Raw genomic sequence first — 20008 nt, 5'->3', positions numbered from 1 at the left:
TCATGTTCAGTACCGTTCTGATTGCTAACCGTGGCGAAATTGCCTGCCGCGCTATCCGCACCCTGAAACGTCTTGGCGTGAAAAGTGTGGCGGTATATTCCGACGCTGACCGCAACGCACGCCATGTGAAAGAGGCTGATGTGGCGATTGCCCTTGGCGGCGACAAAGCCAGCGACAGCTACCTGAGAATCGAAAAAATCCTTGCTGCCGCTAAAGAAACCGGCGCAGAAGCCATCTGGCCGGGCTACGGTTTCCTTTCTGAGAGCCTGCCGTTTGCCGCCGCCTGCGAAGAAGCCGGTATCGCCTTTGTTGGCCCAACCGCGCAGCAGATTGGCGAGTTTGGCCTCAAGCACCGCGCCCGAGAACTGGCAGCCAGTGCTGGCGTGCCGATGACGCCGGGCACCGCGTTGCTGACCTCGCTGGAAGAAGCCCTGAGCGCTGCCGATCGCATCGGTTATCCGGTGATGCTGAAAAGCACCGCCGGTGGTGGTGGTATCGGCCTGACGCGTTGCGCCGACGCCGATGCGCTGCGCAACGCCTGGGAGAGCGTGCGTCGTCTCGGCGAACAATTTTTCAGTGACGCAGGCGTGTTTCTTGAGCGCTGCATCGATCGCGCCCGCCATGTTGAAGTACAGATTTTTGGCGACGGCAGCGGCAAAGTAATTGCTCTGGGCGAACGCGACTGCTCGCTGCAACGTCGTAATCAGAAAGTGGTGGAAGAAACTCCAGCGCCAAACCTACCGCAGGCCACGCGTGAAGCGCTGCTGGCCTCAGCGGTGCGTCTCGGCGAGCTGGTCAGCTACCGTAGCGCAGGCACCGTGGAATATATCTACGACGCCGAACAGGACGCGTTCTATTTCCTCGAAGTCAACACCCGCCTCCAGGTAGAACATCCGGTCACCGAGTGCGTCACCGGTCTTGATCTGGTGGAGTGCATGTTGCAAGTGGCGGCGGGCGACAGCCTCGACTGGGCGCGAATGCAGCAGGCACCGCAAGGCGCCTCCATTGAAGTGCGCCTGTACGCGGAAGATCCGCTGAAAAACTTCCAGCCCAGCCCTGGCGTGCTGACCGGCGTCAGCTTCCCGGACGATGTGCGCGTTGATGGCTGGATCGATACCGGCACCGAAGTCTCCGCGTATTACGATCCGATGGTCGCCAAGCTGATCGTCCATGCCGACACCCGTGATGCCGCGCTGGCGAAAATGCAGCAAGCGCTGGGGGCCACCCAACTGCACGGTATCGCCAGTAACCTGGATTATCTGCGTCAGATCGTTGCCACCGAGGCGTTCCGCAGCGGCAAGGTCTGGACACGTTACCTCGACAGCTTCACCCCGGCGGCCAGCGTGATTGAAGTGCTGCAACCCGGCACCTTCAGCAGCATTCAGGATTTTCCGGGTCGCCTCGGCTATTGGGATATCGGCGTGCCGCCATCTGGCCCGATGGATGATTTTGCCTTCCGTCTTGCCAACCGCATTGTTGGCAACCACGAAGCCGCTGCCGGTCTGGAATTCACCCTGCAAGGCCCGACGCTGCGTTTTCACAGCGACGCGCTGATTGCCCTGACCGGTGCCGATTGCCCGGCCGATCTCGACGGTGAGCCGGTTAGCTACTGGCAACCGGTCAAGGTCACGGCAGGACAGACACTGACACTGGGCCGCGCCCACAGCGGTTGTCGCACTTATCTGGCCGTGCGTAACGGTTTTGATGTGCCGGAGTATCTCGGCAGCCGTTCAACCTTCTCACTCGGCCAGTTTGGCGGCCATGCCGGACGTACGCTACGCGTCGCCGATATGCTGCCGATCTCCCAACCTCTGCTTGCGGCCTGCACCACGCCTGCGCCAGTCAGCGAACCCCAGGCGCTCGATCACGCACTGGTGCCGCACTACGGCAGCGAATGGCGTATCGGCGTACTCTACGGACCGCACGGCGCACCGGATTTCTTCACCCAGGCCGCTATCGATGAATTCTTCGCCAGCGACTGGCAGGTACATTACAACTCCAACCGTCTTGGTGTGCGTCTGGTAGGTCCGAAACCGAGCTGGACGCGTGCCAACGGTGGCGAAGCCGGGTTGCATCCTTCCAACGTGCACGACTGTGAATATGCCATCGGCGCGGTGAACTTCACCGGTGACTTCCCGGTGATCCTTACCCATGACGGCCCAAGCCTCGGCGGCTTCGTCTGCCCGGTCACCATCGCCAAAGCCGAGCTGTGGAAAGTTGGTCAGGTGAAGCCGGGTGATCGTATCCGATTCCACCCCATCAGCGCCGACGAAGCGGTGGCGCTGGAGAAAGCCCAGGCCCATAGCGTCGCGACCCTGCGTTCTGCCCATGCACCTGCGTTTGACGTACCGTCACTGGCGGCCAGCGACATCGGCTCGGCGACGCTGCTGGCGGCATTACCCGCCACCACCAGCACCCCGGCAGTGGTATATCGCCAGGCCGGTGATAAATACGTGCTGATTGAGTACGGCGACAACGTGCTGGATCTGGCGCTGCGCCTGCGCGTGCATCTGTTGATGCAAGCACTGCGGGATCGCGCCGTGCCTGGTGTGGAAGAGTTGTCACCCGGCGTGCGTTCGTTGCAGGTGCGCTACGACAGCCTGATCCTCAGCCAGCCGCAACTGATGGCGTTGCTGCTGGAACTGGAAGCCGGACTGGGTGATGTCAGCCAGTTGAAAGTGCCGTCGCGCATTGTCTGGATGCCGATGGCATTTGAAGATAGCGCCACGCTCGGCGCGGTGGAACGCTACAAAGAAACCGTGCGCGCCACTGCCCCGTGGCTGCCGAACAACGTCGACTTTATTCAGCGTATTAATGGCCTGGAGAGCCGTGAAGCGGTGCGCGATACCATTTTCGATGCCAGCTACCTGATCCTCGGTCTGGGCGATGTCTATCTCGGCGCGCCCTGCGCGGTGCCGGTCGATCCGCGTCATCGCCTGCTGAGTTCCAAATATAGCCCGGCGCGTACCTTCACCGCTGAAGGCACCGTAGGCATTGGCGGCATGTACATGTGTATCTACGGCATGGACTCCCCCGGTGGCTACCAGTTGGTCGGCCGCACGCTGCCCATCTGGAATAAATTCCTGAAAAACGATCAGTTCGCGGCCGACGAACCCTGGCTGCTGCACTTCTTCGATCAGGTGCGTTTCTACCCGGTAAGCGAAGCAGAACTGACACAGTTACGCGACGACTTCCGCGAAGGTCGCGCACGTATCCGCATCGAGGAGACGCTGTTCGACTTCGCCGCCCATCAGCAATTCCTGGTTGAGCACGCCGACTCGATCGCTGAGTTCCGTGCCCGCCAGGCCGCCGCCTTTGAACAGGAAGTGACGCTGTGGGCGCAGGAGGAGCAGAACGCACCGCTGACCAGTGAAGAGACGCTGGTGGTGGCGGAAGAGGACGACTCCGCACTGGCGGTGAGCGCCGATATGAACGGCAACATCTGGAAAGTGCTGGTGCAGCCGGGTGATGAAGTGGCCGCCGGTCAGACGCTGATCATCGTCGAGGCGATGAAAATGGAGCTGGCTATTGTCGCACCCGAGGCGGGTCGCGTGAAACGTATCGCCTGCCAGGCGGGGCGTCCGGTGAGTCCGGGCGACACCCTGCTGTGGCTGGAATAAGGAATGCCCATGAGTACCAGCCCGCAACGCAGCAAAGGCCGTCCGGAAGCGCTGGCAGAGAAAGTCTACCAGGCGCTGAAGAACGATATTTTCGAGTTTCGCCTGATGCCCGGCGACCGCTTTAGCGAAAGCGAAATCGCCGAACGGATGGAGGTCAGCCGCACGCCGGTGCGTCAGGCGCTTTTCTGGCTGGAGCGGGAAGGTTATGTCGAGGTGTGGTTCCGCAGCGGCTGGCAGGTTAAGCCGTTCAACTTTGAATACTTCGAGGAGCTATACGATTTCCGCACCGTGCTGGAACGCGAAGCGGTGCGCCGTCTCTGCTCGCTGCCGCCGTTGCAGTGCGCGGAAACCCTGACCGAGCTGAAAATTTTCTGGATCGATAACCCGCGTCTGGAAGATGGCAAAACCGTGTCACTGCACGACGAAGCCTTTCATATGGCGCTGGTCAGCGCCACTGGCAACCGGGAAATGGCCCGTGTGCACGCCGAACTGACCGAAAAAATTCGCATCATCCGTCGTCTCGACTTCACGCGCGACGACCGGGTCGATGCCACGTACCGCGAGCACGCTCAGATTTTACGGGCGATATTTCAGCAACATACCGAGGAGGCACAGCGCATTCTGACCGACCATATCGCCGTCAGCAAAGCAGAGGTCAGAAAAATCACTTTACACATGTTACAGCAGGCCCGGCTTCAACCCATTGAATAACAACACATTACACATTTAGGGGTTTAAACGATGAAAAGACGTTCGTTGCTTAAGGCTTTCGCTCTCTCCGCTACCGTTGTCAGCATGGGCTTTGCCTTTGGTGCCCAGGCTGCCGATACCATCAAAGTGGGGATTATGCACTCGCTCTCCGGCACCATGGCCATTTCGGAGACACCGCTGAAAGATGTTGCGCTGATGACCATTGATGAAATTAACGCCAAAGGTGGCGTGCTGGGCAAAAAGCTGGAACCGGTGGTAGTTGACCCGGCCTCCAACTGGCCGCTGTTTGCCGAGAAAGCCCGTCAGCTGCTGACGCAGGACAAAGTCGCGGTGGTGTTTGGCTGCTGGACCTCGGTATCGCGTAAATCGGTGCTGCCGGTGTTTGAAGAGTTGAACGGCCTGCTGTTCTATCCGGTGCAATACGAAGGGGAAGAGATGTCGCCGAACGTGTTCTACACCGGTGCGGCACCGAACCAACAGGCGATTCCGGCGGTGGAATATCTGATGAGCGAAGACGGCGGCAGCGCTAAACGCTTCTTCCTGCTGGGCACCGACTACGTCTACCCGCGCACCACCAACAAGATCCTGCGCGCCTTCCTGCATTCGAAAGGGGTACAGGACAAAGATATCCAGGAAGTGTATACGCCGTTTGGTTACAGCGATTACCAGACCATCGTCTCCAACATTAAGAAATTCTCTGCGGGTGGCAAAACTGCGGTGATCTCCACCATCAACGGCGACTCCAACGTGCCGTTCTACAAAGAGCTGGCGAACCAGGGCATCAAAGCCACCGATATTCCGGTGATCGCCTTCTCGGTGGGCGAGGAAGAACTGCGCGGTATCGATACCAAACCGCTGGTGGGTCAGTTAGCGGCGTGGAACTACTTTGAGTCAGTCGATAACCCGACCAACGCGAAGTTTGTCGCCGATTACAAAGCCTATGCCAAAGCGCATAACCTGCCGAACGCCAACACCGTAGTGACCAACGACCCGATGGAAGCGACCTATGTCGGCATCCATATGTGGGCGCAGGCGGTAGAGAAAGCCGGTACCACCGATGTGGATAAAGTACGTGCCGCCATGGCCGGACAAACCTTTAAAGCGCCGGACGGTTTCACCCTGACCATGGACAAAACCAACCACCATCTGCATAAGCCGGTGATGATCGGTGAAGTCGAAGAGAACGGTCAGTTCAACGTGGTGTGGCAGACCGACAAACCGGTTCGCGCCCAGCCGTGGAGCCCGTATATCGCCGGTAACGATAAGAAGCCTGATTATCCGGTGAAATCAACGCAGTAGGGTGCGGCCTGGGCCCTCACCCTAACCCTCTCCCGCAAGCGGGAGAGGGGACAGATCGAGTTCACAAACCTCCCTCTCCCTTAGGGAGAGGGACAGATCGAGCAAGCGTTTGCATGTAGCACACCTCCCTCTCCCTTATGGGAGAGGGCCGGGGTGAGGGTAACAGCACGCACCTTCCCCCCATTACCCACCCCAACCACAGGGCCAGAACCATGACAATTCGCCGCTATCTCTGCTGTCTGCTGTTGCTCCTGCCCTGGCTGGCCCAGGCGGGCGATGGCGCAGATTTCGCTGCCGCCAGTCGTACGCAGCAGGCCACGCTGCTCCAGCAATGGGCCGCCGCGCCACAGGCCAGTCGCCTGCCGCTGCTGGAGGCACTGCGCAATGAAACCGTGGTCATTGATGAACACAAACAACCGTTCAGTAAACAGGACGATAAATTCCAGCCGCTCGACAGCGCACAACAGCCGAGTGGCGAAACCAAAAAACTCTTTATGAACAACCGGCTGCGCGTGTTGATCGCCAGTGCGCTCGCCGCACATCAGCTGGTCAGTGCCGACCCCGCCATTCGCCTGCGCGCCGCGCAGCAACTGCAAAACGACGGCGCTGCCGACCAATTACCGCTGATTGAACAACGTCTCGCCAGCGAAAAAGACAGCAAGGTGCACGCCACCCTGGCGATGGCTGCCGCCAACCTGCAACTCACCAGCCCCGATGCGCAGGTACGCCTGAAAGCGGTAAAACTGTTGGGAGAATCCAGCGATCCTAATATGCAGGCCAGCCTGCAACAGCTGACGCAAGCGGCGAACGAACCCGATGCGCAGGTACGGGCCGCCGCCAGCGACAGCCTGCAACAAATCAAGCATCGCCTGATGTGGGGCGACCTGCTCGGCCAGGCCTTTACCGGCCTGTCGCTCGGTTCGATCCTGCTGCTGGCGGCGCTCGGCCTGGCGATCACTTATGGCCTGCTCGGCGTGATCAATATGGCGCACGGTGAAATGCTGATGCTGGGTGCTTACGCCACCTGGCTGGTACAAAGCCTGTTTCAGCAGTTCGCGCCGCAATGGCTGGCGTGGTATCCGCTGCTGGCGCTGCCAGTCGCCTTCCTGGCCACCGCTGTGATGGGGATGGTGCTGGAACGTACCATTATCCGTCATCTGTACGGTCGCCCGCTGGAAACCCTGCTCGCCACCTGGGGCATCAGCCTGATGTTGATTCAACTGGTGCGGATGCTGTTCGGCGCGCAGAACCTGGAAGTCGCCAACCCGGACTGGCTCTCCGGCGGGATGCAGCTGCTGCCAAACCTGGTGCTGCCGTATAACCGTATCGCGGTCATCGTGTTCGTGTTCGCCGTGCTGGGTTTGACCTGGCTGCTGCTGAACAAAACCCGCCTCGGCCTCAGCGTGCGTGCCGTGACGCAAAACCGGGCGATGGCAGATTGCTGCGGCGTTCCTACCGGGCGCATCGATATGCTGGCGTTTGGCCTGGGTTCCGGTATCGCCGGGCTGGGCGGCGTGGCGTTGTCGCAACTGGGTAACGTCGGCCCTGAACTCGGTCAGGGTTACATTATCGACTCCTTCCTCGTGGTGGTGCTGGGTGGCGTCGGCCAGTTGGCAGGCACCGTGGTGGCCGCGTTCGGGCTGGGCATTCTCAACAAGGTGCTGGAACCGCAGATTGGTGCGGTGCTCGGTAAGATCCTGATTCTGGTGTTGATCGTTCTGTTTATTCAGAAACGTCCCCAGGGCCTGTTTGCCTTTAAAGGGAGGGTGATTGACTGATGAGCCAGCCACTGACCTTAACCACCGCGCGCAAAGCGCCGCGTCTGACCCTCAGCCTGGGCGTGCTTATCGCGCTGCTGCTGTTGATCATGCCGTTCTTTGCGCTGCTGCCCGCCAGCCATCCGCTGGCGCTCTCGACCTATACGCTGACGCTGGTCGGCAAGATCCTCTGCTATGCCATTGTCGCGGTGGCGCTTGACCTGGTGTGGGGTTATGCCGGGCTGCTGTCGCTCGGCCACGGCCTGTTTTTCGCCCTCGGCGGTTATGCGATGGGGATGTATTTGATGCGTCAGGCGTCCGGCGATGGCCTGCCTGCGTTTATGTCGTTCCTGTCGTGGAATGAATTGCCGTGGTTCTGGGCCGGGACACAACACTTCGCCTGGGCACTATGCCTGATCGTGCTGGTGCCAGGCCTGTTGGCGCTGGTGTTCGGTTTCTTCGCCTTCCGCTCGAAGATCAAAGGTGTCTATTTCTCGATCATGACGCAGGCGCTGACCTACGCAGGCATGCTGCTGTTTTTCCGCAACGAAACCGGCTTTGGCGGCAACAACGGCTTCACCGGCTTCACCACCCTGCTCGGCTTTAACGTCACCGCCACCGGTACGCGCATCGGATTGTTTGTCGCCACCGTGTTGTTGTTGCTGGCCAGCATCGGCGTCGGTTTTGCCCTGGCGCGCAGCAAGTTTGGTCGGGTGCTGACGGCGGTGCGCGATGCAGAAAACCGCCTGATGTTCATCGGCTACGATCCGCGTGGTTTTAAGTTGTTCGTCTGGACCCTCTCCGCCGTGCTGTGTGGGCTGGCGGGTGCGCTCTACGTCCCGCAGGTCGGCATCATCAACCCAAGCGAAATGTCCCCCACCAACTCCATCGAAGCCGCTATCTGGGTGGCGCTGGGTGGGCGTGGCACCCTGATTGGTCCCTTGCTCGGCGCGGCGATTGTCAACGGCGCGAAAAGCTGGTTCACCGTCGCCTTCCCGGAGTACTGGCTGTTCTTCCTGGGACTGATGTTTATCCTCGTTACGCTGTTCCTGCCGCGTGGCGTGATTGGCCTGCTGCGCCGGAGGAAAGATGACTGAACAACTGTTTACCCAACCGCATCCGGCGGATCGCCATCGCGATCAACGTGATCCGGTGCTGCTGCTGGAAAATATTAATGTGTCGTTTGACGGTTTTCGCGCGCTGACCGACCTGTCGTTACAGATCGGCGTTGGCGAATTGCGTTGCGTCATCGGCCCTAACGGCGCGGGTAAAACCACGCTGATGGATGTGATCACCGGTAAAACACGACCCGATAATGGACGAGTGATTTACGATCAGGACACCGACCTGACCGCCCTGTCTCCGGTGGAGATCGCCCGCGCCGGGATTGGCCGTAAATTTCAGAAGCCGACAGTATTTGAAGCGCTGACGGTGTTCGAAAATCTCGAGATCGCCCTAAAAAATGACAAATCGGTGTGGGCCAGCCTGCGCGCCCGTCTCAACGGTGAGCAGCAGGATCGTATCGACGAGGTGCTGAAGCTGCTGCGTTTGGGCGGCGAACGTCAGCGCAAAGCCGGTCTGCTGTCACACGGACAAAAACAGTTTCTGGAGATTGGCATGTTGCTGGTGCAGGACCCGCACCTGTTGTTGCTGGATGAACCGGCAGCGGGCATGACCGATGCGGAAACCGAGTACACCGCAGAATTGTTCCGCAGCCTCGCCGGTCAGCATTCGTTGATGGTGGTGGAACACGATATGGGGTTTGTCGAAACCATTGCCGACCATGTGACGGTACTGCATCAGGGCCAGGTGTTGGCCGAGGGATCGTTGCGCGAAGTACAGGCCGACGATCGGGTAATCGACGTTTATCTGGGGCGCTGAGATGTTACAGGTATCGGATCTGAATCAATATTATGGCGGCAGCCACATTCTGCGCGGCTTGTCGTTTGAAACCAAACCCGGCGAAATCACCTGCCTGCTGGGACGTAACGGCGTAGGCAAAACCACGCTGCTGAAGTGCCTGATGGGATTGATACCAGCTAAGTCCGGCGAGATCCGCTGGCAAGATAAGGTGATCAACCAGCGCAAACCGCATCAGCGGGTGCAATCTGGCATCGCCTACGTTCCCCAGGGACGGGAAATTTTTCCGCGTCTGACGGTAGAAGAGAATCTGTTAATGGGACTGGCGCGCTTCTCAGGTGCACAGGCCAAAGCGGTGCCGGAGGAGATTTATCAATTGTTCCCGGTACTGAAGGAGATGAAAGCGCGACGCGGCGGCGATCTTTCCGGAGGACAGCAGCAACAATTGGCGATTGGCCGCGCCCTCGCCGCCAAACCACAACTGCTGATCCTTGATGAACCCACCGAAGGGATCCAGCCGTCGGTGATCAAAGAGATCGGCGCGGTGATCCGTCAGTTGGCACAACGCGGTGATATGGCGATCCTGCTGGTGGAGCAATTTTACGACTTCGCCGCTGAGCTGGCCGACAACTACCTCGTCATGTCACGCGGTGAAATCGTGCAGCGTGGCCGTGGGGAAACAATGGAAGCGGATGGGGTGCGTGGACTGGTGGCGATCTGAGGTGATTTCTGGTTAACATGGCGCATGTTTTTTCCAGGAAAAACCGAGAGATGGAAACCCGCCGCTTTGATCGTATCACCCGCCTGGCGCTGGCGCTGAAACGCACCGATAAACTGCATCTGAAGGAAGCGGCACAGCTGCTGGGCGTGTCCGAGATGACCATCCGCCGCGATCTGACCGAACCGGCAAACGGCGTGGTGCTGCTGGGCGGCTACATCATGCGCGATCCGCGTCAGAACATCGCGCATTACTTTGTCAGCGACCAGCAAAATCTCAACGTCAGCAAAAAACAGCAGCTGGCGCAGCATGCGGCGGCCCTGATTGAGGCCAACGACACGGTTTTTTTTGACTGTGGCACCACGCTGCCGCTGGTGATTGATGCCATTGATGACGAGCTGCCATTCACCGCCATTTGCAGCGCCATCAATACCTTTCTGGCGTTGAAAGAGAAGCCTAACTGCCGGGTGATTTTATCGGGTGGGGAGTTTCATGCCGACAACGCGGTATTCACGCCACTGGAACAAGTGACGGTACTGGACGCGCTTTGTCCGACCAAGGCCTTTATCTCTGCCGCCGGAATGGATGTACGTCAGGGTGCCACCTGCTACAACCTGAATGAGTTACCGATTAAACATCTGGCGTTGCAACGGGCGCAGACATGTATCGTGGTGGGCGACAGCAGCAAATATGGCAAGGTGCTGCCCGCCCGGATCGGCGATTTCTCGTTATTCGATATTCTGCTGAGCGACAGCCCGCCGCCACCTGCGTTGTTGAAGGTGATGCAGGTGGCCGGGGTTAAGCTGTGCTGCGGTTAGGCCCAGCGATCAATCACCGCCTCGCCGTCACGCAGACGGCGCAGGTTATCGCACACGCCTTTGATATTCCCTGCCAGCGAGATATCGGTGACGCCGCCAATATGCGGTGTGGCAATCACGTTATGCTGAAACACCGCATCGTTGGGATCAGGCGGCTCCTGCCAGAACACATCTAAACCGGCACCGGCCAGCGTTTGATTCTCTAGCGCGGAGATAAACGCCGCTTTGTCGATCAGCCCGCCACGCCCAAGGTTTACCAGGAAAGCGGTGGACTTCATCTGCGCCAGTGCCGCCGCATCAATAATCTGATGGGTTTCCGCGCTGTGCGGCAGACTTAACACCACAAAATCAGACTCGGCCAAAAGTTGCGGCAACTGGCTGATACTGCCTACCCAGTCAAGCTGATGCTCACGGGCAAAGGCTTCATCCGCTTCCCGTTTCACACCAATCATCCGCATACCAAAAGGCGCGAGGCGTTTTGCCAGCGCTTTACCGATACCGCCCAACCCGACCAGGCCGACGGTTTTGCCCATCAACCCCATGCCGATCGGCTGTCCGAGCAACTGCTGCGCCAGGCACTGCGCGATTTCCTGCTGACGGCGCGCCAGGCCGATCATCATCCAGATACCCAGCTCTGCGACAGAATCGGCGTTGCCGGAGTGATCAGAGGGGACATTCGCCACCATGATGCCGGCCTTCTTGGCCGCAGCGATATCAACGCCTTCCAGCCCGACGCCTGCCTGCTGAATCAGCTTCAGGCGATCAGCCGTCGCCAGTAGCCGCGCATCGACCCGGCACATACCGGGCACCAATGCATCAAACCCGGCGAGGCTCTCGGCCGCATGACCCGCTGACGCAACAAACTCCACATCGGGTAACATCTGACGAATCGACGGGATTAAACCGCCCCAGGCCTGTTCATCCGCAGCAATCAGCACTCTCATCGCACCTCCTCCCGTTTTAAGGCAAAAAGCCAGCATAGTCCGATGGCTGAGTGAGAATCAAACAGTTATCCGTTTATCGCGCCAGCTCCAGAAGTTTCCCTGCTGTGTCGCTGTGATTGGATCGGGAAAACGGCTAAACTTCAGCATCTGACGTCCACCTCCACAGACCAAGAGGCTCATTACAACGTGGCTCAATTCGTCTATAGCATGCATCGCGTCGGCAAAGTGGTTCCGCCGAAGCGTCATATTCTGAAGAATATCTCTCTCAGCTTTTTCCCTGGAGCCAAAATTGGTGTCCTCGGCCTGAACGGTGCGGGTAAATCAACCCTGCTGCGTATCATGGCGGGCATCGATAAAGATATCGAAGGGGAAGCCCGCCCACAGCCGGGTATCAAAGTCGGCTATCTGCCGCAGGAACCGCAACTCAACCCGGAACACACCGTGCGTGAATCCGTAGAAGAAGCGGTGTCTGAAGTGGTCGGTGCGCTGAAGCGCCTCGACGAAGTTTATGCGCTGTACGCTGACCCGGATGCCGATTTCGACAAACTGGCCGCTGAGCAGGGCCGTCTGGAAGAAGTGATCCAGGCCCATGATGGTCACAACCTGGAAACCCAGCTGAACCGTGCGGCGGATGCCATGCGTCTGCCAGAGTGGGATGCCAAAATCGCTAACCTGTCCGGTGGTGAACGCCGCCGCGTTGCGCTGTGCCGTCTGCTGCTGGAAAAGCCAGACATGCTGCTGCTCGACGAACCCACCAACCACCTGGATGCAGAATCCGTGGCCTGGCTGGAGCGTTTCCTGCACGACTTCGAAGGTACTGTCGTGGCGATCACCCACGACCGCTACTTCCTCGATAACGTGGCGGGCTGGATTCTGGAACTGGACCGTGGCGAGGGTATTCCGTGGGAAGGTAACTACTCTTCCTGGCTGGAGCAGAAAGATCAGCGTCTGGCGCAGGAAGCCTCTGCCGAAGCGGCACGTCGCAAGTCCATTGAGAAAGAGCTGGAATGGGTGCGTCAGGGCGCGAAAGGCCGTCAGTCGAAGGGCAAAGCCCGTCTGGCTCGCTTCGAAGAACTGAACAGCACCGAATACCAGAAACGTAACGAAACCAACGAACTGTTTATTCCGCCAGGCGCACGCCTCGGTGACAAAGTGTTGGAAGTCGCTAACCTGCGTAAATCCTACGGCGATCGCGTGCTGATTGACGATCTCTCCTTCTCGCTGCCGAAAGGCGCGATTGTCGGGATTATCGGACCGAACGGCGCGGGTAAATCTACCCTGTTCCGTATGATGTCCGGTCAGGAGCAGCCGGACTCAGGCACCATCGAGCTGGGCGAAACCGTGAAACTGGCGTCCGTCGATCAGTTCCGTGATGCGATGGATAACAGCAAAACCGTGTGGGAAGAAGTTTCCGGCGGTCAGGACATCATGCGTATCGGCAACACCGAAATGCCAAGCCGCGCTTACGTTGGTCGCTTTAACTTCAAAGGCACCGACCAGGGCAAACGCGTGGGCGAGCTGTCTGGTGGTGAGCGTGGTCGTCTGCACCTGGCGAAACTGTTGCAGGTCGGCGGCAACCTGTTGCTGCTCGATGAACCGACCAACGACCTCGACATCGAAACCCTGCGCGCCCTGGAAAACGCCCTGCTGGAATTCCCTGGCTGTGCGATGGTTATCTCGCATGACCGTTGGTTCCTTGACCGTATCGCTACCCACATCATCGATTACCAGGATGAGGGTAAAGTGGAGTTCTTTGAAGGTAACTTCACCGAATACGAAGAGTACAAAAAACGCACCCTCGGCGCAGAAGCGCTGGAGCCGAAGCGTATCAAGTACAAGCGTATGGCGAAGTAATTGCGCTAACGCGATAATAAAAGGCGCCTTAACCGGCGCTTTTTTTTGCGCGATAAATCCTGAAACGGCTCGCGCGATAAATCGCGCCGCTACAGATATTTGCCCATCCCGTAGCCGCGCGATTTATCGCGCAGTGATGATATTTGCCCAACCCGTAGCGGCACGATTTATCGTGCAGTGATGATATTTGCCCAACCCGTAGCCGCGCGATTTATCGCGCAGTGATGATATTTGCCCAACCCGTAGCGGCACGATTTATCGTGCAGTGATGATATTTTCCCATCCCGTAGCGGCACGATTTATCGTGCAGTGATGATATTTGCCCAACCCGTAGCCGCGCGATTTATCGCGCAGTGATGATATTTGCCCAACCCGTAGCGGCACGATTTATCGTGCAGTGATGATATTTGCCCATCCCGTAGCCGCGCGATTTATCGCGCAGTGATGATATTTGCCCAACCCGTAGCGGCACGATTTATCGCGCAGTGATGATATTTGCCCAACCCGTAGCGGCACGACTTATCGTGCAGTGATGATATTTGCCCATCCCGTAGCCGCGCGATTTATCGTGCAGTGATGATATTTGCCCATCCCGTAGCCGCGCGATTTATCGCGCAGTGATGATATTTGCCCAACCCGTAGCGGCACGACTTATCGTGCAGTGATGATATTTGCCCAACCCGTAGCGGCACGATTTATCGTGCAGTGATGATATTTGCACAACCCGTAGCGGCACGACTTATCGTGCAGTGATGATATTTGCCCAACCCGTAGCCGCGCGATTTATCGCGCAGTGATGATATTTGCCCAACCCGTAGCGGCACGATTTATCGTGCAGTGATGATATTTGCCCAACCCGTAGCGGCACGATTTATCGTGCAGTGATGATATTTGCCCAACCCGTAGCGGCACGATTTATCGTGCAGTGATGATATTTGCCCAACCCGTAGCGGCACGATTTATCGTGCAGTTATGATATTTCCATCATATTTGTGATCCCCTGCACCACGCGCCGTTAATCAGCACAAAAACCCGCCTGAATCCGCTTTCACTCCTGGGCTGTTGCCCGATGTTCCCGTTTTGCCTGCTTTTTATACTCGCTATTGACCCGATGTATCCCTATCCGTCCCGGCATTTTTCATAACTACTCACGCCGGGCGCACCCTTTTGAGGTCTATGGCATGAAGATATCTACGATTGAAGTGATGCGCATCGCGATCCCCTTTGATGCTCATCGACGTCCACCAGCGGAGCAAGAAACCACGTTTAACGCGGCCTCGCCGTCGTTGAGCCGGATGGAAACCCTGCTGGTTAAAGTCACCAGCGACAACGGACTGGTGGGTTGGGGAGAAGCCTTCGGGCATCTGGCTAACCCGGTCACGGAGCAGGCACTGTGCAGCCTGGTCGCCCCCTTTTTCCTGCAACAGCCACTCCCCGACAGCGAACCGGCAATCGCGTCATTAATGCAGAACGCCGAGCAGGCTCTGCATGCGTTTGGCCGCAGTGGCCCGGTGCGCTACGCCCTTTCCGCTCTTGATATCGCCTTGTGGGATTTGCTCGGCCAGCAGCACCAGCAACCGCTGTGGCAACTATTGGGAGCAACGCGTCATCAGATCGAGCGCTATGCCAGCCTGGTAAGCTACGCCAATGATCCCGAAGAAGTCGCCACCCAGGTGCAGCGCGCTTATCAGCAGGGATTCCGCACCATGAAGCTGCATGAAACAGCCAGCCCCGCTATCGCTGCTGCCCGTGCTGCACTACCTGCTGACGCGCAGTTAATGGTGGACGTTAACTGTCCGTGGACGCGTGCTCAGGCGAGCCAGCACGCTTATGAACTGCGTGCGCTGGAGCTGGGCTGGCTGGAGGAGCCGATCTGGCCACCGGATGATTTTGACGGTCTGGCGCAGTTGCGTCGCGTCGGTGTACCGCTGGCCGCCGGTGAAAACGTCGATGGTGATTTCGGTTTCGTCAATCTGCTGGAAAGTGGCGCGGTCGATGTGGTGCAACCCAGCGTCACCAAAGTCGGCGGTATCACCGCCGCCCTGCATGTCTTCGACCTGGCGCAGCAATATCGCGTACGCGTGGTGCCGCACTGCTTCTATTACGGCGCAGGGATGCTGGCTACCGCTCATCTGGTCGCGTTGCTGCCAGACAGCGTCAAAATGGAGATCCCGTGGATCGACTTCGCCGTCGATCTTTACCCCGATCTGCCCCACGACGTGCACTTTACCCTGAGCGATCGTCCTGGCCTCGGTTATCAGCCCGACGAGCAGGTGTTACGCGAGTATCGGATAACCCATCAACGGGTGGATCAACAGGGAGTGCATCATGTTTAAAAATTATCGTGTGGTCATTGCCCTGCTGCTGTTCTGCGCCGGGATGCTCAACTATCTCGATCGCGCCGCACTGTCGGTCATGGCGCCACTGGTGAAAAAAGATCTCGGCATTGATGATGCACAGATGGGCATCCTGTTTAGCTGCTTCTTTATTGGTTATTGCCTGTTTTGTTTTCTTGGCGGCTGGGGGGCTGACCGCTTTGGCCCACGTCGTGTCTATGCCTGGGCGGCTTCGATCTGGTCGCTGTTTTGCGGTGCCACCGCGCTGGTCACCGGCTTCGGTCATCTGTTGATTGTGCGTATGCTGTTTGGTATCGGCGAGGGGCCGATGGGTACCACCACCAACAAATCGATTGCTAACTGGTTCCCGCGTCAGGAAGTTGGCCGGGCAGTCGGTTTTACCAATGCCGGACAGCCGCTGGGTGCAGCCATTGCCGCACCGATTGTTGGTCTGGTTGGGCTGAATTTTGGCTGGCGTATTGCTTTCATCGTGATTGCCGCGCTGGGCTTTATCTGGGTCGCCAGTTGGCTGCTGCTGTTCCGTGATAAGCCAGAGCAGCATCCGCGCGTCAGCCGCGAGGAAAGTCAGCTGATTATGCAGCAACGTCCGGCCAGCCAGAGCGCCAGCACCCCGCAGCAGGATCAGCACTCGCTGTGGCGCTACGTCTTCTCACTGCCGGTGTTAGGCGTCGCCAGCGCCTTCTTCTGCTTCAACTACATCCAGTATTTCTTCCTCTCCTGGCTACCGAGTTACCTGACCGACTTCCAGCATCTGGATATCAAAAGCATGAGCATCATCGGTATTCTGCCGTGGCTCGGTGCCACCGTTGGTTTTCTCGGTGGTGGCGTGGTGTGCGACATGCTGTTTCGCCGCACGCAGAATTTCCTGCTGTCTCGTAAGCTGGTGATTTTTGTCGGACTGGCCGTCGCCGCGTTATGCGTGCTGCTGACCGCCTGGAGCCAGAGCCTGGCTGCGGCCGTCACCCTGATTACCCTGGCGAGCGTGTTTGCTTATATGACGCCGCAAGCCTGCTGGTCATTGTTGCAGGATATCGTTCCGGCAGGACGAATTGGTACGGCAGGCGGGTTTGTTCATCTGCTGGCGAATCTGGCGGGCATTCTGTCACCGGGGATTACTGGCTTCCTTATCCAGTACGGCGGCGGCTATCACACCGCCTTTGTGTTGGCGAGCGTACTGGCTTTGACGGGAATGCTATTGCTGGCGCTGCTGGTACGGCAGAAAGGGGTTAATACGCTGCGCGCACTGGCGTCGCATTAAGGCGGAAATACGTAGCGGCGTGATTTACACGCGCCAAAAACATTGCGCGATAAATCGCGCCGCTACGCCAGAGGCATGTTTAACGGGGGACGCCGTTCCCCAGCATCTGTTTAACCAACTCGACACAGCGCAGGAAGCGCGTGTCGTAGTCGTCCTCTTTCACATGGACGAAGTCGATATTGTTCTCACGCAGCATGGTGATCAGCAACGACTGAAACTCGCGTCGATCCACTGAACTGCCCAGGCTACGCAACCCATCCGCCACCCACGGCACGTTATTCTCCAGCAGAATCACCAGGTCGAAGCGGTATTCATCAATCAGCGCCTGCACAAACGGATGTTCGCGCCCCTCATACTTGAGGCAAAACGCCTGGGTGGTGATGAAATCGGTATCGATAAAGGCCACTTTGTTGGCGTACTTGACGGCAAAATCGATGTACTGCGCCTGACCAAGGGCGATTTTGTCATAGTCCGAATATTGCAGCGCGATCTCGTCACCACCAAGGTGGGAGAACACATAATCGCGGCCATATTCCCACGCGCTGGTGGTATTGAAGATGTTCGCCAGCTTATTGACCAGCGTCGATTTCCCGCTCGACTCACCGCCAAGGATCGCCACGGTGCGCACAAAGAACGGCTTGACCTCAGTCGGAATATATTCCCAATAGCGAAACGGATCCTGGCGAATCTGCGCGCCGCTGATGCTCATAAAGGATCGATTGGGATCGAGCACCACCGCTTCAATACCGAGGTGCTGCTGATACATCGGCGCATCCGGTGCTTCGCTGGTGTAGACGCAATCCGCTTCAATGCCCTGCTGCGCCAGAAACGCTTTAACGCCTTCACTCCACACATCCCAGCCGTGCGGATAAGGCTCGATGCCTTCTTCGTTGAAGGAGTGAATACGGATGTTTTTCTGGTATTTGAAGGTTTGCAGCAGCCAGCGCAGGCGATCGCTGACCGTCGGCTGCTGCGACATGGCGCTGTTTTCAAATAATTCGCGATCGCGCGGATCGTCATGTCCCATGATGATATGCAGTTCATCAACCTGGCTACAGGCGCGCTGGATCAGATAAATATGACCGGTGTGCAGCGGGTAGAACTTACCGAATATCACGCCGACGGTCTTCTCGCGACGCGGAAACTCCAGACCGAGAAAGCGATGTAACGCTTCCAGTTTAGCGGCGCTGGGGCTTTTGATTTTGGCATTCAGCAACTGGCTTAAATAGCCTTTGGTCATCCCGCTGGCATCCGCCACCTGTTGCAGCGTATGGCCCTGCTGGCGAATGGCGGTTTTCAGGTAGTCAAATGATGACATGATGTGCCTCCTGCATGGAAAGTGCGGCTGGTTGCCCTCACCCCGGCCCTCTCCCGCAAGACGGGAGAGGAAGGTGTGCAAAATGTTAGTCAGGCTGAGGCATTACAGCTCGTCCAGAATCGCCAGCGCATCCGCCAGCTTCTTCGCGCTGTAAACCTTCATCCCCTCAATCGGTTTCTTCGGTGCATTGCCTGCGGGCACTATCGCGCGCTTGAAACCATGCTTGGCGGCTTCGGAAATACGTTCCTGACCACTGGGCACCGGGCGAATTTCACCGGCCAACCCGACTTCGCCGAAAATCACCAGATCCTGTGGCAGAGGACGATCGCGCAAGCTGGAGACCATCGCCAGCAGCAACGCGAGGTCGGCACTGGTTTCCGTGACTTTTACGCCACCCACCACGTTGACGAACACGTCCTGATCCGCCATCTGTAATCCTCCGTGACGATGCAGCACCGCCAACAGGATCGCCAGGCGATTCTGCTCCAGCCCCACCGCCACGCGACGTGGATTGCCCATCATGGAGTGGTCCACCAGCGCCTGAATCTCCACCAGCAGCGGGCGTGTACCTTCCCACACCACCATCACCGAGCTGCCCGAGGTGATTTCATCACCGCGAGACAGAAAGATGGCCGAGGGATTGCTGACTTCACGCATCCCCTGCTCGGTCATAGCGAACACCCCTAATTCGTTCACCGCGCCAAAACGGTTTTTGTGGCTGCGCAGGGTACGGAAACGTGAATCGGCGTCACCATCCAGCAACACGGAACAGTCGATGCAATGCTCCAGCACTTTTGGACCAGCCAGTGAGCCATCTTTGGTGACATGTCCCACCATCACAATCGCCACGCCACGCGTTTTTGCGAAACGCGTCAGATAAGCGGCAGTTTCACGCACCTGCGCTACGCTACCCGGCGAAGATTGGATCTCCGCCATATGCATCACCTGGATCGAGTCGATCACCATCAGTTTCGGTTGTTCCTGCTCGGCGATCAGGCAGATCTGCTCGATGCTGGTTTCCGACAGCATATTCAGATTTTCGGTGGGTAATCCCAGACGATGGGCGCGCATGGCCACCTGTTGCAGCGATTCTTCGCCAGTGACGTACAGGGTTTTCATCCCCTCCGCCAGCTTACACATCACCTGCAACAGCAGCGTTGATTTCCCGGCACCGGGGTTGCCGCCAATCAGAATCGCGCTGCCCGGCACCACGCCGCCGCCGAGCACACGGTCAAACTCTTTAAAACTGGTGGAGAAACGCGGCAGGGCCTCAAGGCTGATCTCCGACAGCTTCTGCACCCGGCTGGTACCGGCGCTTCCAGCGTAACCACTCAGGCGCTCGTTGCGCGCAGCGGCTGGCGAGGCGGCAATGCGCACCTCGGTGATGGTATTCCAGGCATGGCAGGCGCTGCATTGCCCCTGCCAGCGCGGATAGTCAGCGCCGCATTCATTACAAACGAAAGCGCGTTTTGCCGCTTTGGCCAAATCCGTTCC

General features: G+C 58.2%; 14 protein-coding genes. 11 read left to right on the top strand and 3 right to left on the bottom strand.

Annotated features, from left to right (window positions below):
- Positions 1-2 precede the first annotated feature (2 nt).
- From uca to deoR, 8 genes are all read left to right on the top strand, one after another.
- Positions 3-3620 (top strand): urea carboxylase, encoded by a 3618-nt coding sequence (gene uca / locus AC6I8T_RS03245; RefSeq protein ID WP_497833500.1) that lies wholly within the window; start codon positions 3-5, stop codon positions 3618-3620.
- A gap of 9 nt (positions 3621-3629) precedes the next feature.
- A complete protein-coding gene (locus AC6I8T_RS03240) occupies positions 3630-4331 on the top strand; it encodes a GntR family transcriptional regulator (RefSeq protein WP_021184798.1) in 702 nt (233 codons plus the stop codon).
- A 30-nt stretch (positions 4332-4361) separates the two neighbouring features.
- Positions 4362-5630: an urea ABC transporter substrate-binding protein gene (gene urtA, locus AC6I8T_RS03235; RefSeq protein ID WP_021184799.1), complete on the top strand. Its 1269-nt coding sequence runs from the start codon at positions 4362-4364 to the stop codon at positions 5628-5630.
- 212 nt (positions 5631-5842) lie between these two features.
- The gene (urtB, locus tag AC6I8T_RS03230) at positions 5843-7408 is read left to right on the top strand and encodes an urea ABC transporter permease subunit UrtB (protein WP_497833499.1); all 1566 of its coding nucleotides are present in this window, start codon (positions 5843-5845) and stop codon (positions 7406-7408) included.
- Positions 7408-8484, top strand: coding sequence for an urea ABC transporter permease subunit UrtC (urtC, locus tag AC6I8T_RS03225; RefSeq protein WP_497833498.1), 1077 nt, complete (start codon positions 7408-7410; stop codon positions 8482-8484). Before urtB ends, urtC begins: the two co-directional genes overlap by 1 nt.
- A complete protein-coding gene (gene urtD / locus AC6I8T_RS03220) occupies positions 8477-9268 on the top strand; it encodes an urea ABC transporter ATP-binding protein UrtD (protein ID WP_021184802.1) in 792 nt (263 codons plus the stop codon). Before urtC ends, urtD begins: the two co-directional genes overlap by 8 nt.
- Before the next feature lies 1 nt (position 9269).
- On the top strand, positions 9270-9968 hold the full coding sequence (gene urtE / locus AC6I8T_RS03215; RefSeq protein ID WP_021184803.1) for an urea ABC transporter ATP-binding subunit UrtE: 699 nt from the start codon (positions 9270-9272) through the stop codon (positions 9966-9968).
- A 50-nt stretch (positions 9969-10018) separates the two neighbouring features.
- Positions 10019-10783: a DNA-binding transcriptional repressor DeoR gene (gene deoR, locus AC6I8T_RS03210; RefSeq protein WP_021184804.1), complete on the top strand. Its 765-nt coding sequence runs from the start codon at positions 10019-10021 to the stop codon at positions 10781-10783.
- Here deoR and AC6I8T_RS03205 read toward each other — a convergent pair.
- Positions 10780-11727 carry a 2-hydroxyacid dehydrogenase gene (locus AC6I8T_RS03205; RefSeq protein WP_497833497.1) on the bottom strand — a complete coding sequence of 316 codons (948 nt, stop codon included), beginning with the start codon at positions 11725-11727 and terminating at the stop codon, positions 10780-10782. The genes deoR and AC6I8T_RS03205 overlap by 4 nt on opposite strands.
- A 186-nt stretch (positions 11728-11913) precedes the next feature.
- On the opposite strand from AC6I8T_RS03205, the gene ettA reads away from it, so the two are divergent.
- The 3 genes from ettA (at position 11914) to AC6I8T_RS03190 (ending at position 17196) form a co-directional block, all read left to right on the top strand.
- Entirely contained in the window at positions 11914-13581 is a 1668-nt protein-coding gene (gene ettA, locus AC6I8T_RS03200) for an energy-dependent translational throttle protein EttA (RefSeq protein WP_071783592.1), read from the top strand.
- A gap of 1181 nt (positions 13582-14762) precedes the next feature.
- Positions 14763-15917, top strand: coding sequence for a mandelate racemase/muconate lactonizing enzyme family protein (locus tag AC6I8T_RS03195; RefSeq protein ID WP_497833496.1), 1155 nt, complete (start codon positions 14763-14765; stop codon positions 15915-15917).
- Entirely contained in the window at positions 15910-17196 is a 1287-nt protein-coding gene (locus tag AC6I8T_RS03190) for an MFS transporter (RefSeq protein WP_021185819.1), read from the top strand. Before AC6I8T_RS03195 ends, AC6I8T_RS03190 begins: the two co-directional genes overlap by 8 nt.
- A gap of 79 nt (positions 17197-17275) precedes the next feature.
- Here the strand turns inward: AC6I8T_RS03190 and nadR are convergent, their stop codons facing one another.
- Complete coding sequence (gene nadR / locus AC6I8T_RS03185) at positions 17276-18514, bottom strand: multifunctional transcriptional regulator/nicotinamide-nucleotide adenylyltransferase/ribosylnicotinamide kinase NadR (protein WP_021185818.1); 1239 nt, start codon at positions 18512-18514, stop codon at positions 17276-17278.
- Positions 18515-18616: 102 nt separating this feature from the next.
- On the bottom strand, positions 18617-19999 hold the full coding sequence (gene radA, locus AC6I8T_RS03180; RefSeq protein WP_013507777.1) for a DNA repair protein RadA: 1383 nt from the start codon (positions 19997-19999) through the stop codon (positions 18617-18619).
- Between the last annotated feature and the right edge of the window lie 9 nt (positions 20000-20008).

It is taken from the genome of Pantoea sp. X-Soil-OKNW-556 (assembly GCF_059730695.1).
Note: the sequence above shows the minus strand (reverse complement) of the source record. Positions and strands in the feature narration are given on the sequence as shown.

Bases quoted from the DNA above. Each gene is read 5' to 3' on its own strand.
- uca (WP_497833500.1), top strand. From the start codon at position 3: ATGTTCAGTACCGTTCTGATTGCTAACCGTGGCGAAATTGCCTGCCGC.
- AC6I8T_RS03240 (WP_021184798.1), top strand. From the start codon at position 3,630: ATGAGTACCAGCCCGCAACGCAGCAAAGGCCGTCCGGAAGCGCTGGCA.
- urtA (WP_021184799.1), top strand. From the start codon at position 4,362: ATGAAAAGACGTTCGTTGCTTAAGGCTTTCGCTCTCTCCGCTACCGTT.
- urtB (WP_497833499.1), top strand. From the start codon at position 5,843: ATGACAATTCGCCGCTATCTCTGCTGTCTGCTGTTGCTCCTGCCCTGG.
- urtC (WP_497833498.1), top strand. From the start codon at position 7,408: ATGAGCCAGCCACTGACCTTAACCACCGCGCGCAAAGCGCCGCGTCTG.
- urtD (WP_021184802.1), top strand. From the start codon at position 8,477: ATGACTGAACAACTGTTTACCCAACCGCATCCGGCGGATCGCCATCGC.
- urtE (WP_021184803.1), top strand. From the start codon at position 9,270: ATGTTACAGGTATCGGATCTGAATCAATATTATGGCGGCAGCCACATT.
- deoR (WP_021184804.1), top strand. From the start codon at position 10,019: ATGGAAACCCGCCGCTTTGATCGTATCACCCGCCTGGCGCTGGCGCTG.
- AC6I8T_RS03205 (WP_497833497.1), bottom strand. From the start codon at position 11,727: ATGAGAGTGCTGATTGCTGCGGATGAACAGGCCTGGGGCGGTTTAATC.
- AC6I8T_RS03195 (WP_497833496.1), top strand. From the start codon at position 14,763: ATGAAGATATCTACGATTGAAGTGATGCGCATCGCGATCCCCTTTGAT.
- AC6I8T_RS03190 (WP_021185819.1), top strand. From the start codon at position 15,910: ATGTTTAAAAATTATCGTGTGGTCATTGCCCTGCTGCTGTTCTGCGCC.
- nadR (WP_021185818.1), bottom strand. From the start codon at position 18,514: ATGTCATCATTTGACTACCTGAAAACCGCCATTCGCCAGCAGGGCCAT.